14 protein-coding genes and 1 pseudogene are annotated in these 16,156 nt (G+C 38.8%); 2 read left to right on the plus strand and 13 right to left on the minus strand.

Annotated features, from left to right (window positions below):
* Positions 1–127: 127 nt before the first annotated feature.
* Both A3GQ_RS0112410 and A3GQ_RS0112415 read right to left on the minus strand, forming a co-directional pair.
* Positions 128–754 (minus strand): annotated as a pseudogene (locus A3GQ_RS0112410) (ATP-binding protein); the annotation flags it as partial.
* 479 nt (positions 755–1,233) lie between these two features.
* Positions 1,234–1,863, minus strand: coding sequence for a recombinase family protein (locus A3GQ_RS0112415; protein ID WP_028777318.1), 630 nt, complete (start codon positions 1,861–1,863; stop codon positions 1,234–1,236).
* 281 nt (positions 1,864–2,144) lie between these two features.
* Between A3GQ_RS0112415 and A3GQ_RS0112420 the strand changes: the two genes are divergently transcribed.
* Positions 2,145–2,528: a hypothetical protein gene (locus A3GQ_RS0112420; RefSeq protein ID WP_028777319.1), complete on the plus strand. Its 384-nt coding sequence runs from the start codon at positions 2,145–2,147 to the stop codon at positions 2,526–2,528.
* A gap of 62 nt (positions 2,529–2,590) precedes the next feature.
* On the opposite strand, the gene A3GQ_RS27040 is transcribed toward A3GQ_RS0112420, so the two are convergent.
* A complete protein-coding gene (locus A3GQ_RS27040) occupies positions 2,591–2,749 on the minus strand; it encodes a hypothetical protein (RefSeq protein WP_156877692.1) in 159 nt (52 codons plus the stop codon).
* A gap of 228 nt (positions 2,750–2,977) precedes the next feature.
* Positions 2,978–3,145: a hypothetical protein gene (locus tag A3GQ_RS27045; protein WP_156877693.1), complete on the minus strand. Its 168-nt coding sequence runs from the start codon at positions 3,143–3,145 to the stop codon at positions 2,978–2,980.
* A 223-nt stretch (positions 3,146–3,368) separates the two neighbouring features.
* On the opposite strand from A3GQ_RS27045, the gene A3GQ_RS0112435 reads away from it, so the two are divergent.
* Positions 3,369–3,686, plus strand: a complete 318-nt coding sequence (locus tag A3GQ_RS0112435; RefSeq protein WP_028777320.1) for a hypothetical protein — start codon at positions 3,369–3,371, stop codon at positions 3,684–3,686.
* A 1,054-nt stretch (positions 3,687–4,740) separates the two neighbouring features.
* Here the strand turns inward: A3GQ_RS0112435 and A3GQ_RS0112440 are convergent.
* The 9 genes from A3GQ_RS0112440 to A3GQ_RS0112480 form a co-directional block, all read right to left on the minus strand.
* Positions 4,741–5,319 (minus strand): GNAT family N-acetyltransferase, encoded by a 579-nt coding sequence (locus A3GQ_RS0112440; RefSeq protein ID WP_028777321.1) that lies wholly within the window; start codon positions 5,317–5,319, stop codon positions 4,741–4,743.
* 1,477 nt (positions 5,320–6,796) lie between these two features.
* Positions 6,797–8,548, minus strand: coding sequence for a type IV secretory system conjugative DNA transfer family protein (locus tag A3GQ_RS24320; protein ID WP_051271678.1), 1,752 nt, complete (start codon positions 8,546–8,548; stop codon positions 6,797–6,799).
* A gap of 76 nt (positions 8,549–8,624) precedes the next feature.
* On the minus strand, positions 8,625–9,350 hold the full coding sequence (locus A3GQ_RS0112450; protein WP_028777322.1) for an SLC41A family transporter: 726 nt from the start codon (positions 9,348–9,350) through the stop codon (positions 8,625–8,627).
* Between the two features lie 24 nt (positions 9,351–9,374).
* Entirely contained in the window at positions 9,375–11,771 is a 2,397-nt protein-coding gene (locus A3GQ_RS0112455; protein ID WP_028777323.1) for a VirB4 family type IV secretion system protein, read from the minus strand.
* The gene (locus tag A3GQ_RS0112460; RefSeq protein ID WP_028777324.1) at positions 11,713–12,069 is read right to left on the minus strand and encodes a hypothetical protein; all 357 of its coding nucleotides are present in this window, start codon (positions 12,067–12,069) and stop codon (positions 11,713–11,715) included. The genes A3GQ_RS0112455 and A3GQ_RS0112460 overlap by 59 nt, the downstream gene beginning before the upstream one ends.
* A gap of 15 nt (positions 12,070–12,084) precedes the next feature.
* Positions 12,085–13,023, minus strand: a complete 939-nt coding sequence (locus A3GQ_RS0112465; RefSeq protein ID WP_028777325.1) for a conjugal transfer protein TrbL family protein — start codon at positions 13,021–13,023, stop codon at positions 12,085–12,087.
* Positions 13,024–13,057: 34 nt separating this feature from the next.
* A complete protein-coding gene (locus A3GQ_RS0112470; protein ID WP_028777326.1) occupies positions 13,058–13,318 on the minus strand; it encodes a hypothetical protein in 261 nt (86 codons plus the stop codon).
* Between the two features lie 192 nt (positions 13,319–13,510).
* A complete protein-coding gene (locus A3GQ_RS0112475; protein WP_028777327.1) occupies positions 13,511–14,437 on the minus strand; it encodes a hypothetical protein in 927 nt (308 codons plus the stop codon).
* A 19-nt stretch (positions 14,438–14,456) separates the two neighbouring features.
* A complete protein-coding gene (locus A3GQ_RS0112480; RefSeq protein WP_051271684.1) occupies positions 14,457–15,848 on the minus strand; it encodes an RtcB family protein in 1,392 nt (463 codons plus the stop codon).
* Positions 15,849–16,156: the final 308 nt, after the last annotated feature.

The raw sequence follows: 16,156 nt of genomic DNA on the forward strand, positions 1-16,156 counted from the left end.
GGTTTTATCCTTAATAGGGGCAAAGGTAGCGAGGCTCAAATTTGGTGCCATCTTTCCGAAATACAAAAAGGTGATCTGTTAAGACAAACGGCCAAAGTAAACTATACTCTCTCTATTTACCTACTCTCCGTTTGTCCTCTAAAGTAATATGAATTCCATGGTTCAATAAAGATAATTCATGTAAACGATTTTGTAGTGTATTAAACTCATACGCAGTTGTTTCAGTAAAGATAGTTGGATCAGGCAAAAATCTAATATGGGTACCACTTATATCGGTCGTTCCGATTACTCGTAGATCCGCCTCCGGAACTCCACGTAGATACTTTTGATAGTGAATTTTTCCTTCTCGGTGGACTTGTACTTCCAATACAGCAGAAAGAGCGTTTACAACTGAAAAAATACTTATACCAAACAGACCACCAGAAAATTTATAACCTTCCTCGACAACATTGAGGACCGTCATAACAACTTCTAGAGTTGGTTTCCCCATCTTAGGATGAATCTCAACAGGAATTCCACGTCCATTATCAATTAAAGTAATACTATTATCTTCGTTTACAATTACCTTAATCATATCACAATAGCCTGCTAACGCTTCCTCGATACTATACTCTACGATGTCCCAAACTAATTGATGCAAACCACGACTAGAAGTAGAACCGATGTACATACCTGGACGCTTCCGGACTGCCTCTAAACCTTCTAATACCTGAATCTTTGAAGCATCATAGTTGTTACTTTGTACTGTCAACATACTCACCTACTCTCTCTCAAATCAAACTTCATCTTAGTTGAGGGAGTCTAGGGAGCAACCAAACAGAAAACGGGAATAGACCTTACCGAACATGAATTTTAGCTCCTATTTACTGCCTTATCGGATACTAAGGGCTGTATTTGGTTGCGTTTATCTCCGATAACTCTACTTATCGAAGATAGAAAGTAAGCGTACTAGAAACGAGTAATCCCCTTATTGACTTAAGGGTTTACACGATGTCCGATAAGGCTTATTCCGGTTTCTTGTTCCACTGATCCCGATACCCCATGTACAACGATTCATTCAGGCGGTGTTAGAATCAAAAAACAAACGCGATTATGCTTTGGTGAATTTATCGGACAAGGTGGTTCATCTACTACGAGATTACCTAAAAGGCCTAGTGACAGGGTTGCTGCTCTAGTCCGTCAGATAGATACCATTATATGGTTCTGTTACCCCTCAGTCGCCGGATGCTGGTTCTAAACTAATTTCGTTTCGTGTTCTTTGATGATCTTGTAAAAGGAATTCTTTTTTAATCCTAACAATATAGCAAATGCAACACCTGTTATTTCTTTGTTTTTCCATCGAGGATAATGGACAGATAGAATTTGTTTTTGCTCTTTTGTCAAATTGTTAAGGTTCATCTGTGGTCGTCCTAGATGTTTCCCTTTGGATTTTGCAACTGCGATCCCTTCGGCTTGACGTATTTTAATCGTTTCCCTTTCCTGTTGAGCCAAAGTAGTATAAACCTCAATGATAATATTATTAATCATATCGATTACCCAATCTTGACCTTCGGGAACATCTTGCATGGTGGTAGGAAGGTCAATTATTTTGACTCTTATTCCTTCTTTTTTAAAATACTCTAGGTATCGCTTAATCCCATCTTTGGTGCGACCTAAGCGATCAATCGATTTTACATAAAGCGTATCCCCTTCACGNATGGCTTTCAGCATGTTTTGGAATCCATCTCGNTCCATATCTTTTCCACTAGCTTTATCACTGTAAATATATTTATCCGCAGTCACATAGGGTTGTATCGCAACGAACTGTCGGTCCAAATTCTGTTCCTTTGTCGAAACTCTCACATATCCAAAATGAATCCCCATAAAAACACCTCCTTTTGTCTGAATAGTATCACAAATGTTTATAAAGATCAATTTTAAGAAGGACGCTTTTAAAGGTGTATTATATAGATAAATAAACGAATAATCATACATGTTTCCATCCGTTTGTAAAGGAGTACCTTTGTAAACACTTAAAAAGGTACTCCTTTACAAACGGAGGTTTTTTGTTTCTCATAATTAAACAAAAGTTGTTGACCCTATTTATCTTTCTCCTTATACTTAAAATAGATTAAAGTCCACCAACCACGGCATCGGAGAGTATTTTGCGTTACGGACATGGTGAACTTGACGAGAGTATGAAGACCTACACTCTCGATCATGGACAGGCAACGTTCCAAGGTAGTAGGATCACTTGGACAAATAGGAGCGGTTTCCGACTTCACAATGTCACTTATGACCTGATCCTCCCAAAGAACATCAAACTTGGTGACAATGGAGAGTGGATTCCTGAGATCCCGAGGGGGTGTACTCGTATTTGTGGTCGAGCTGAAAGTCTAAAGGTATACGGTTACGCTTTGGTGGGTGAAGAGTGGAAGTATTCTGATCTCAAACTTCGCCTCGATCCAAGGAAGTACTGGGATGTCCTCTTCTCCAACGAGGAGCACCCAGATCGATTCACCTCCATCTGGGAAACTCACACTCGCTAGTTGTTAGCAGAGTGTATGGATCGGCTGAATATCTGAAGATATTCAGCCGATCTGCCGTTTTATCATCTCTTTTCTTTCTTATAATCAAATCTCACAAGCTCATGATAATCATCTCTGCACATCACCTGATAATGCTTAATTCTTCGATTGATGTAGAATACAACTCCACGCCGACCATCTTTCAATTGAATGGTGTCGCCTTCTCTAAGAATTGGGATCATTCAGTTACTCCCTGTATGTAAAACATCTAATGTGAGCCGTTCTGATCGCGTTTTATATATCTGATAATACCATACGAAGTATAAAAATAGCGTTATTGCCTTCTATAAGCCTGTATAATCGATAACAACAAAAAAAGCAATCAATTGACCGCTAATATGAGCATCCAGCAAGTGATAGGTAGGATTCCGAGGTGTTGATAGACTCATCTACTCGCTGGATGACGACAGTTACACTATGTCTTCCCTTTGCTCTTTCCTAAGATCTGGTTCCTCTGCTATTACTGGTGTCTCTCCATGTCCGAATCTTGCATCTCTAGCTGCTTGGTATGCCGCCATCAAAAGAGGAGAATTCCAGTTATGTTCACGGTCGCTATCTACGCAATCACATAGCCTCACACTTCTCCCCTCAAATCTTATTCCGATTTTCTGGCAGTATTTGCATTCGCACCACCATTGGCAGAGAAACCGCTCATCTTATTGAACGTTTAGAGAAAAGGATCTCATTTCGAATACTGTATTCTTTTCTGATCACTATGAGCTGACAGGAAAAGGACAAGATGTGGTTCGAGACATGGAGAAGTTAATATCTTGATTACCCATCAATTATTGAGGAGGAAACATGACAGAAAATGAAGTAAAGGTATTGCGATATTGCCACCAATTAGGAAAGAGTGGGAGAATATTATATTCTCGTTATCTCTATAAAATAGGATTCACCAAAGAGGAAACATCTCTCCTATTAATAGGTTTAGAGAAAAATGGATATATGAAAAATAAAGGATTTCTTTTTAGTTCCTACACGCTAACCCAAAAAGGGCAAAGGATGATTCTAGAAATAGAGAAACAGAAGAAGAAAACAATACAGGAATCTTATGAGGGTAGAACCAGCAAACGAACGACGAATCCTAATTTGACCAACAAATGGAAAAAGACTTGAGTCCAAGTAGGATCTCAAGTCTTCTTTTCGACCCGCACTAGCGACTCATTACAAAGAACATTCGTTATGACTACTACATTACATTACAGATCATCTTTAATTTGTAAAAAAATCTTTAACTCCTATACATAGACTTTTGAAATATTCCCTTTTATACTTACAAATTTTCTCGTTTCGATCATCTTGTTTCCACATCTCTAGTTGGTCATTTTCTATAATAAAATAGTATTTATTATTACCTACGTTTTCGAAGCCATATAATATTCCTCATTAGATCCTATTTTTTTCGATCCTACTTCTTGATTGTAGAACGGTAATCCTGATTGTTTTACTGAATTACAAATTTTATATGACCCTAACATTTATTATCTCGCTGATCTTTACAAAAATAGGAAAATGTTACCATTATCGATCAAAGACCAATTAAGGTTTTGCCTTTTATCATTTACTTGGATTCAAACTTATGCCACGTTTGATTTTGCTTACCTGGTTGAAAAAACAGGGGATCGATGATGCACTTATTCGGGACATGCAAGTAGGCAATCGCTTGAAGTATACTCTAAATTAGCTATTACAGAAGCCCAAGAAGAATATAACCGTGTGATTTCTTCCATTCCTGTGTAAAAAACATACCGATTTAAAATAGATATCGGTATGTTTTCCATTTGTTGGTCAAATTAGGGTTCGTCGTTCGTTTGCTGGTTCTACCCCCAATAGAGACTTACATATTAACATCTTTTTCATTGGCTCCACCCCTAAATAATATTAAATTTAAAACGTTTTATATATTAGAAATTATATTTCATTTTTCATGATTGCTAAATGATTCAAAAGTGAAAAATTTTACAAAAATATAACATATAGTATGAGATCTTCATTTTAATAAAGCGATAATTTATTGCCTGTATTCCGCGAAAAGATGACCTCGTAACCATGCTTGGAGTCGCCTTCGATTATAATTGGGATAATCAATTTCAAAAAAGTAAAATTTGGTAATAACAGACACGAACGTCGACCAGATGATAGTTCCAAACCTCATCTGGTCGACGGTGTTCTATAGATCAAAAGCATTTTTATCAATCTCATAGATCAGTTTGTTTACTCCGTCTTCTGTGATTCTGAATGGAGTAACCCTAAAACTATTCTCCAATGATCGTATAGATGCTATGTTGTCTTCTCGTACTTTAAAGACAACAACATCTACGCCAAATGAGAAGGAGTGTGTCATCATCAAATGTTTGACTGGTCGATTCAATCCTTTACCACGGAATGGAATTCCCAATATCGTCGTGCCTATTTCTATCTTTCGATTCATGGGTAGACCATTTTCCAGTCCTTTGAAAGAAGTAGTACCAACTAGCCTCCCTTGATACCAAATGAGCAATGGACAAACAATTCCTTGTTCACACTGTTGCTCTAAGTAGCAAAGAAACTGTACCATTTTATCGATGGTAATAGGTACAATTCCTGGAAGTTTGAGGTAACTCCAGTCTTTTTCGGTCGTTGCTCCGCTTCCAACTCCAATTGCCTCATATATTTTTCGACTGAGGTTTGGATTGGAGAAGTCAATGGGAGTAACTTTTAGTCCTCTATCAAGATCGACCAGTCCCTGTTGAATTGATAAGCCAAACATCCTAATCCCTTCATCTAGTAGAAAACATTTGGCCCAATCTCAATATAACATAAAAATGATCCTTCATTTGTTAATTTTTCAATAATTTTCATTATTAAAAATTAACAAATGTCATCACCCCAATAACAATATGAATTTATACTTCGAGTTTAAATATTCTTGAAGATTTTCTTTTCGTTATCTCTTGATCATTGCAAAGATTTATACAAATATTAGTGAAACCGATAGCAATAAACCTCTGTAAAAGGATATACAGGATCATTACGCAAAAGTCGCAAATATAAAAAGATAAAACGGTCAATCATAACCATCCTGTCTTTAGTTTTTTCACTGATAGGGATAATACCTGTGAAGCTGTCACCTAGTACAATCTCCCCTATTACGGATGTGGAGCTCACTCAATTAATATCATGATGGTACTGATGAAACTAGAATTAACCTCTAGAAACTATACACTGAGGGTCTGCTATAAAAGGCTCAGTGACAGAGTTCCTGCTCTAATTCGTCAGATAGATTCCATTATATGGTTACGTTGCCCCTCAAACGCTGTTTGTGGGTTTTTGGCCTAAGGGGAGTGTGATTCAGGAAATGAGAGCTACATTCACATTATTTAAGTGCTATGATAATAATATCTGTTTCCTTGGAAAGGACTGCAATGGTAGAGCTCGAAATCGTAGAATTCAAGCGACTCTCCTACGGTCATCGTATTGAATTTACTGCATCCTGAAAGATGGTCGAGTGTTGTCCTTTACCGTCTACACGGATAATCCCCTATTCTCTAATCATGAGAAGAGGTGGTATTACACTGGGAGAATCAAGCATGAAAATGGTAGCTTCTTGAAATTTAGAATTCTGCGTTTCAACGAAGACCGTTTTACATTGGAAGCTTTGCCACAGTATCGAACCATCCTATTCATGCCGTGACTACTCAAGTAGAAACAAACGGATAATCCCCCCGCTCCATAAGGAAGCAGCACTGGATTGATTGGCTTCCAAGAGGATCTAATCAACCCAGTGGACGTCTAAGGATCAGTAGCAGGTTTGCTGCTGTCGTCCGCAAGATCATTTACATTAAATGGGAAAATGGCACCAAAATCAATCTTCGCTCCCTCTACCCCCACTACAATATTTTTCAAATATCTTCGTTTCGTTCAACAAGTCGCCCGACTAAGCGTCCCCCGACATCCTCGTTTCACTCCCTGCTACCGCGTCGAAAATAAAAAACCACCCGAGTGAGTGGTTTAACTTACTTTGCGGTCTATGGTAGCAACCCTGTCATATCAATCCGAGATAAGTCCAAAAGCGGCCAATACAGCTACATATATTTTCCAGTTTGGCCCCTCCATGTGCAAATCCGTCACATAAGTTCCATTTATTGTATTCCTTATCCCCCCTTTTCGGAGGATGGGCAAAAACAACCTAGTTAGATTTCTTGGTCTAACTAGGAAGGGTGCACATTAATAACGGTAGCTTTTTTTCATTTGGATGCAGGTTGTACTTGAGTTAGATCAACTAATAAATCTGGGATTTTTCGAATAACAACTGCTTGTCCACGTCCCAATGTTTTTAGCGTATTTGGATGTATGACATGCACCTCTTCATCGGATACATTGCCTACTCCAGTAGGTCTTTTTCCGAGGAGAGTTTCCTCGGTATTGAGTGATTTGCGATAGACGATATGAGTCCCTACTACTCCTGCGATATATTCAGCAGAATCTGGTACATCTTGTCGATGAATGATTTTCACATTGGTATTACCAACGACTTGATCGACCAGTTCATCTCCTCCTGCGATAGCTAGATCGGCTAGTTCTTGAGTTGCAATCAAACAACAAAATCCTGCTGAACGACTTTTATTGATCATATTGATGACTTGTTCTCCTGCAAATAAGTTAAATTCGTCCAAAACTACATAGATATAGTCATCTCTGCCTTTTTCCGTAACAGCAGCAGCGACTGACTTCAAGTCTTCGACTATCATTGCTCCAAGTGCAGGTGTAAAAGAGGAGTAACTCAGTCCGGATAGTGACATAATGACAACTCGCTTATCTAAGACAGCTTCTAGTAAGTCAAGTGCACTGCCATCGTCTTTAAATAAGGGACCGACATTGCTCTCTGTCATTAACGCTAAACGGTCTTTTAACCCATCAATCGCACTTTTATGACCAGCATCAAGTCCGTTGATATAGTCTTTGATCTCTTCTTCTGTTTCCCTATCCAATCTGCATTTTTTAACCCATTTTAATAATGTTTTTGTCTCTAACAATTTCTGGACATTGACCAAATCAGGTGGAACATTTCTTTCTTTGATAATACGAAAGACAAGTTGCAAATATCTTTCCGCTGCACGTTTGTAGTAAGTTTCCGTCCATTCTTCTGCAGCGATTAGTTTATCCTTTAGCTCTGTTTCATTGCCGTGTTTTAAAGGATTGTATCGCAGATTACCACCATAGGAGAATGCTTGAAATGATCGATTGTATTGTGTAGCTAATTTCTCAAGATCATTTACAAGTGCAGGATCACCTTTACCATCGACAAAAATGACTGGTTTTCCACGACGAATCGCACTTTCGAGAATGACCATCAAAGTATTGGTCTTTCCAGCACCTGTTGCGCCGAGAACCAAAGCATGCATATTTAATTCTTCATCTTTTACAATAACTGGTTTTCCTTTGCTATCTATACCAAGTGCTGCTCCGTGAGGGAGTGTGGGTAAGCGAATTCCTTTGGGAAAAATAGTTCTGGGCTCTGTTTGTCCTTTTTTTAGATTGATCGGAAGTTTGATAAGTTCAGGACGATGAACGATAAACCATAAACCAATTCCTCCGAGCAGAGTGCCCATACCAAGTGATGCAGGCAGAGCAAGGATACTGCCAATAGGGATATACTGCCAAATGACATCTAAGGAAGTAGCCCAAGGGTAGTTGAAGTGAGGAAGTGTTTTTGCAAAAGCAGTTACGATGGTTGTACTCATGTCCCAATATGTCGTGACTACATCGATATATTGGATGATATATCCGGAAAAGCCCATGATAGTGGTAAAAAGCAGCCCAGTGAGTAGTAACCACCGCGACTCCCAGTCATTTTTTTTGGCTAAGATGATGAGGATGATCCCAACCAAACATGGTATGAAAAAGACAATAACAAAGGCAAGTTGTAAAAAGAACCAAAATGAAGCGATCATCAGTGAATCATTCGAGGCAGTTGTTCCACTGTTGCTACTTTCCATTTTTCACTCCTTTTTGATCAACCAAGCGATAATCTCTTGATTCGATATCTAGGGAATTTTTTGTGTGATAGGTGGTTCACTCGTTTTGTAATTCGGGATCTGCTTGTAATTGATGATAGTAATTCATTGCTTGCTGTACAAATTCATTATTGGTGGAGAAGGCAGAGACTGCTTGACGAATAATATCATCTGTCGCCCCTTTTTTCGCTCCTTTGCTTTGAAGGAAATAAGCTACACTGATAATTGCGTCATCCGCATCCTCTGGATCCGCTTTTTTATCTTGATCGATATCTTTTCCCCATCCGTTACCTTCTTGGATTTTGCTTATGTTTGTCAGGTCAAAGTCTGACTCTGTGATTTTTCCATCTTCATCATGATCCCAGCTTTCTCCCGACCAAAAAGTTTGTTTGAATTTAAACTGGCCGATCGGATTGGGATCGTCTGAAGTATCGGAGTCATCCTCTGGCATGTTGCGACCGCAATCCGTTGCAGCTTTGTGCATGGCGGCTAGGAGCATCCATGGAACGTTGGTCTGGATTTCGGCAAGCCGATAAATAGCTACATAAGCTAATGGAAGATCTAGTGCGGTCATACCAGGAGCGTTGGTGATTTGTTCTTCGATATCATCAGGAGCACTTGGTATATCGGGAATGATACCAAAAAAGCGTAAAATTGCACCAATAACAGACCCAACGATTGCTGCGATAATCAGAACAATGACAAGGGGAATAAATAAGATGAGTAGTAGGTTTCCCCCTACTAAGGTGTTGATAATTTTTATTATTCTGGACAATACTTCCATAGGCATACACCTGCACTTTATGATTTAAGTTGGTGATATCCCTAGCTTTTGTTCGATGATCTGACGTTTGGATATTTTCTTGGATTCTTCTAAACCGAGCACTTTCCGTTCGTCTGGAGATGATTTGACTTTCATCTCGATACGTTTACCCGCAGCAACATGGATACAGTGACCTTGTTCCTTTTTCTTCCCCAAAATCCGCAATTCTTTTTCTGAAAATGACATAAACCGAGATAACTCTTCGATATCTTTTTCAGACATTTTCATAAATGTCTTGATGAATGCATTGTTAAAAATTGCTGTACCATATTTACCAATGGTGAGAAAATCATCGACATTTTGCGTTGCAGTAGTAAGAAATCCGCCATATTTACGTACTCGTTTTGCTATCTCTCGCAAAAATTTCATCGTTTGCTGGTTATCTTCATCGGCAAGTAACCATGCTTCATCTACATAGAGTCCTTTTTTCTCTTCACGACTAATTTTAATTTCTTCCCAAATATCTTTGAGCAATAAATCCATCAAGGGCCGTTTAACTTCGTCGCTGAGTTCGTGTATATCGAGAACAGTAACTTTCTTTTTCATATCCCAGTTGGTCTGCCCATTGAACATACTGGAATAAGGGCCAAAAACGTATGGCTTGAGTGTGGCTATCATGTTGTGAGTTTCGACATTTGTCTCTAATACATGAACCAAATCTGATAATGTCGGAAAGATAGCAGGAAGAGAATGAATGTTCGCGCCCAGAATCAATCCTTTTTGTTCATAAGCTGTTTGAATACCTTCGGATAGATATCCCTTTTCGATCGCAGAGAGATTAGGGCATATCCATGCAAAAAAACTCATCATTTCTGCTATTTTTCGGCGTAAGTATTGCTCTATATCATGACTTCCATCATCGGTACTATCTGAATCTACGACAGTAGAGCGGATATGAAAAGGGTTCGTGGTAAATGATGAACCCAATCGAAATATGATGCGATTGGCATCAGGCAAAAAATATTCCCGCTCAGGGTCGATCACAAAGATACGATTGCTGGTGCCCGTTGTAACTTGGCGGAGCATATCCAAACGCAGATAATAACTTTTTCCTGAACCCGATTCCCCAAATACAACTTCATTTGGATTATTAAAATAACTATTGTTGTAGCGATCGTAGATAACGGGGCCTTCTGTTCTTCCGTTCATTCCTTTGAGTACACCTTCACTGTAGTTTAGATCAGAAGAATTAAACGGCAAAATAGATGATACAAGGGTAGATTGCATGGGCCAACTGATCTGACTCTCTAGATCTTGATGATGAAAGCAAATAGGAAGCAGATACCAGACCATTTGGTTTCCTTGAAATAAGATTTTTTTGGATCGGAAACGGCTGGAAGCAGTGGCTGTCTGTAACCGCTTTTCCGCTGATTGTAAGTCTTCTAGACTGTTTTCTTTTAGACACATAATGATGGAAACATCAAACAAATTTTCTGTATCGGATTGAATTTCTTCCATCAGTTTTTCTAAGCTTTCTTTTTGCTTTTCGTATTTCTGTTGATACATCGGTGGTAGTTTCCCGACTAATTTACTCTCTAACTCGATAAGCTTTCGATTGGTTGATTTTACAAACCGAGATTTTTCCGCTGGACGCAGCAAAATACTAATATCTAAGTTTGCTTTTACTTCGATGACTCGTTTTAACCAAGCGGCGCCTACTTCCTCTGGGAAATGAGAAAAAGTATAAAAACGATGGTACATATCATCCATTTCAATCGTTTTACCTGCATGATCTTCGATTGCTGAAGGGAGTATGCTTGTAAGCGTACTGTGCTCGGTATATGGTTCTATCATCGAGCTTTTTGGATTGAGTTTTTCATAACAAATTTTTTTGATCTCATCTTCATCAGCGGGAATCATTCCCATTCCACCGGTTTCCAAGTATTCGATCAATGCTAGGGCTGTATCATATAATTCGTCGCAAGCGTCTTCTGGGTTTTTGGTGTTGGTAGATAGGACAAGATAAAAATTATGGATATTGCGGGCATTTTGGGCGTGGTTTTTTAAGAAGGATTGTTTTCCGGCAATTCGTTCTAGGAGGTAAATATTTTCATCTTGTGCTGCTGATTCTGCTTTTTGATCCAAGTAAGTAAAATATTGTTCCATATCGATTTGTTCAGAGGAGATGAGAATTTGGATTGCTTGATGGAGGTTTAATGCATTGAGACAGGATTGAATAGCTTCAACTGCTTTGATGACTTCATCGTCGGATAACAGCTCGGAATTGATTGTATCGGTTATTTTTAATACTAATTTGAAGTGACCATCCGTCGTCTGAACGAAAAATTTCTGGACATCTAAAATAGGAAATTCTTTCGCCAGTTCATTCTCTTTCTCGCTTTTGGAGGTTAACCCGAACCAAGAGCGTATGGATATTGTCATATGATGCCCCCTTCCAAAACAGATGAATTTTTTTTGAGCGGTACCACGTTACAATATCCAGTAGAAAGCCTAAATTCATGTTGCCTGTTTTCTCATCCACGGTAAACAGAAAATAAAAGATTCCGATCAAACTAGCACCAAGGACAATGCTTCCAATAATACTAGCCGTAATTTTAAAAACAAGCCATCCAATTAAAATGCAGATCGGCAGGGTGACAGCCATCCAAATCCAACCCACCAGCTCCAAACCCATAAAACTTTGTCCTTTTTTTACATTGCGAGGGATTGTAAATCGCATGATATCACCTGATCATCATTTATTCGAAGAAGAACCTTTTCCTAAGTTTCGGTACACTAACGCTTTGCCAGCTTTACTTGCTAGATTGCTAATGCCAGCTCCTCTAATATATTGGCGTAAGGTTTGCGGTCCTTGGATGCCTACGATTACTACAGCTGTCATAAAAACAATATGGACGATCCCATCTCCGGTGAGAACATTGCCTGATGGAAGAAGCGCAATGGCCAATTTCAAAAGGAAAAATTGCAGACTTTGGGTAAAAATCACAGCAAAGCATTCCGTCCAATATGTCGGATAAAGATTACTCCGATTGATGTAGCTGGTAGCGAAAAATGGTCCCAAAAAATAGAGCAAGATCAGTTCCACATAACGCATCGCACCAGCAAAGGTGAGTAGGATGAAGACAATAAATAAGATGATCTCTAATATCACTTGTACCCACACATTAACACTGCTCGAGAAATGAACGACATCGGAAAATTTTGCTTTGTTGATTACACTGATATCGGTCGCACCAATTTTCGTACTAGTGATCAGATTAATAATACCTGTGTTAGCAGGGATTAGAAATTCAGTGATCACGTATGGGGTGGCAAAAATAAAGGCGCAAGTTACGATAAAGGAACCAAGCAATTCGGGATAATTTGTTTCTTCTTCATCGGTGAGATTATCTCGCAAACTCTTCAAGATTCGAATCATAAACAGAACCATTAGCAGTCCAAAGGCGGTATATTGAAAACTGATAAATAAGGTAGATAAATCGACGCCAACCGGGTTAATAGGATTCGATGGATTGACGATAAATTCGTTTACAAGAGGTAAAACGATATCATGCCATAGACTGTTAAGAATTCCCTCTACGATGCTTTTTACAACTTCTCCAATCAAATCAGTGATAAATTTTACTGGATTGGTAAATATATCAAAAAAATTGATCAAAAAAAGAGGCGACATGTTTTCCTCCTTTATATATAGAGTAGGAAACTACTCAACCACCTGTATTGATATTGAAAAGCTGTACTACCCATTGACCAACCCATGAAGCGCCACCTGCGATTGCCGCCCCAATAATGGCTCTTGCCATCCTGTCCTTCACTGCCTTTGTTTCGGCTCCATCTTCTGCTTTTGCCAAAGCTATGCCACCAATCACGAAGGTGATAACAATTACAGCTGGTACTAAGATCAACATCCAGTTAGCCAATTGTGTGAGAGCAGTTTGTAATCCAGTAATAAACCCAGGAACACCCATTAAACGCTTCACCTCTTGTGTAGGTTATTTACCAAAATATAGCCATAGGTTTAGAGCAAAAATAAAATTATCTATGTTAAGAATAACCAAAATATACAGATTTGTCTATTAAATATTCTGATTACAAATAATATTTTATTGTAATCTGATAGAATGAATTAAAATTGTAAAATAAAATCAGAAGAGGGAAGGTTATTTTACGCGATAAAAAGTAATGTCATCGAAAGCTGCCCATTGTTTACCGCCCGCAACGGAATAAGTAAAAACAATTGCCATCCCGGCTTTGACTACTACATCATCGACGTGAAATGATTTCCATTTCGTTGGTTCAGCTTGTCCACTCAATTGAACATATTTTTCTTCGTTATTCATGGTGTTATCAAAATCTTTTACACCTAACTTGAGATCAGCTTGTCCACCGCTGCTTCTTGCTTTACCTGTGAGTCGATACGTTCCGTTTGGTAAGTTATATATAATCTGATAGGAAAGTTGTCGATAATCACGGTCAAACCAGTGTGCCAGTATCTTTTCTCCACTTGCTGGGTGGTCATTGGTGGCAGCATGAGCCACGCCTTGTCCATCAGGGGACCAACTGTCCCAATGATTTAAACCATCTTCAAAACCACCATTTAAGACAACATTTTTTCGCGAGATATTGGAAGGTTTGCTTTCCTTGTTTGGTTTCTTTTTAGTGGCAGGAGATGACTTCTTGGAACTAGGGGTTTTTGTCTTGTCGTTGGGAGAATCTTTGTAAATATAAACGGTTTTCACTTCTGGTTTTGGACTAGGATTTGTATTTTGAGGATTTTGGGGCTTCTGCTGCTTTGGAGCACGGTCTTCTCTAGGTTTTGAGTATATTGTCGCTGTTTGTTTTTCGGTTGAGCTAGTATTCGTTTTTTTAGGCGGCTGTTTTTTTTGAGGAGATGCTTCTATTGGTGTTTCCTTTTTTGGTGTTTCCTTTTTTGGTAAGATATTGGTTGCCAGCGTAATTCCCGTAAATAAAAGGAGTAATCCTACTATGATCCACCAACCCTTTGGGATTTTCCAGTTGAGTTTTTGTCTTTTCGGTTTTTTCCATTCCATATCCCATTTGGATGAGGTTTCTTTCTTTTTGTTCATTTGCAGTTGACACCTTCTTTCATCTTGCTTTTATTACAATCAACGGTATGCATTTTGCAACGATTGAAGCGAGTTTAGCTCCAACAATTGTGTTGGTCACTTGATTCACTTCTTTGTACGTAGCAGGTGATTCTTCCCAAAGTCGTTCTTTGGTCCATCGGTTCAATACGACTGATTCATTGTTATCTACTATAAGTGTGTTCGATTTTCCATCCAGCTCAAACTGCTGACAGCTTGTTTGATTAGCAAATATACGTCCTGCACCGTGGCAGATGGAGTAATAGTTTTCTATTCCATTCGACCCTCCAACCATAATATAGGAAGGGGTGCCCATAGAGCCGGGAATGAGCGCTGGATGGCCAGTCTGATTATAAATGAGAGGATTTGCTGGATGGAGAGCAGGTAGAGCTCTTGTTGTCCCTTTTCGATGGACAATATATGTTTGATTCTGATGTGTTTCCATCAACGCGTAATTGTGCATCAAATCATAAAGTAGATGGGTTTGAAACTTCGCTCCAAAGATACGTTTTAGCGCATTTTCGATACCAAATCCAATGAGATGGCGATTGACAATTGCATAATTAAGTGCACTGCTCATCATATGAAAATATTTCATGCCTACAGGATGGGAAAGAGGGAGATAAAGTAAGTTGGATGGTGTTCTTGGTAGTTTGAGTTTTTCCATTACAGAAATAAAATCTTCCGTGTAGGAAGCAGCCAAGGCTTTTCCCCATGCTCGAGAACCCGTATGAATTAAGAAGATGACTTGACCTTCAAACAAACCCCACAATCTGGCGATCTCTTTGTTTTCTTCTGGAATAGTTACTGATTGAATTTCGATAAAATGATTGCCGTTACCCAGTGTTCCAAGTTGATTTTCTGCTCGTTTTTTCATGTGTTCAGATATATTCGATAAAACACACACACCAACGGGAGAGGAAGATAATTCCACATGGCTAAGGCTTCGTTTATTCCGATACTTAGCTGATAATGCAGGCAAACCATGTTGGAGGATAGCGGACAAGGACAAGGAACGATAATGGGATGGAATTTGATCCGTTAGTGGAATGAATTTTTCGATCGCACGAATTATTTTTTGTTTCAATCGAATATCTGCTAAATCTTGTTTATGGAGTGTAGTCAAATAAACTCGGATTCCACAACCTATATCTGTACCGACGATGGAGGGACTAATATAGCCATTTGCCGCATCCCAAACAGCAGTGGTGCCTACACATGTATTTCCGTTTACATGTACATCAGGTGTTAACGAAAAGAAAATTTGATTGGGAATTTGCAGTTGATCATTGGCTACATCATATACTTCGGAAGGGATCATTGAATGAATGACCTGGTTTGCATAAAGTTGAAAGTTTCCGTTTTGCAGTTGAATGGATCGCGAATAACCCAAAAATATCACGTTCTTTCAGATTTTATTCTAGCGATTCTATGTTCAAATGATGCAAAACACCTATAATTAATTATAAACATATAATTCGAAATTGATATAGAATAATATATATATTGAATATTCTAAATTTCAATGATATAGTGAAGTTGTACCTTCGAAACATATTCACCACACACACAGCACATAACCAAATCGATACCTATCAACCAACCGACAATATGGCTACCAACGATGTCGTGATCAACATGGGCACTCCGGAGAGAACTCCTTCTCCAGTCAATACCGTTGCTCAGCTTCTGGAGCAAGTG

The organism is Shimazuella kribbensis DSM 45090, from assembly GCF_000428065.1.
Lineage (GTDB): Bacteria > Bacillota > Bacilli > Thermoactinomycetales > Thermoactinomycetaceae > Shimazuella > Shimazuella kribbensis.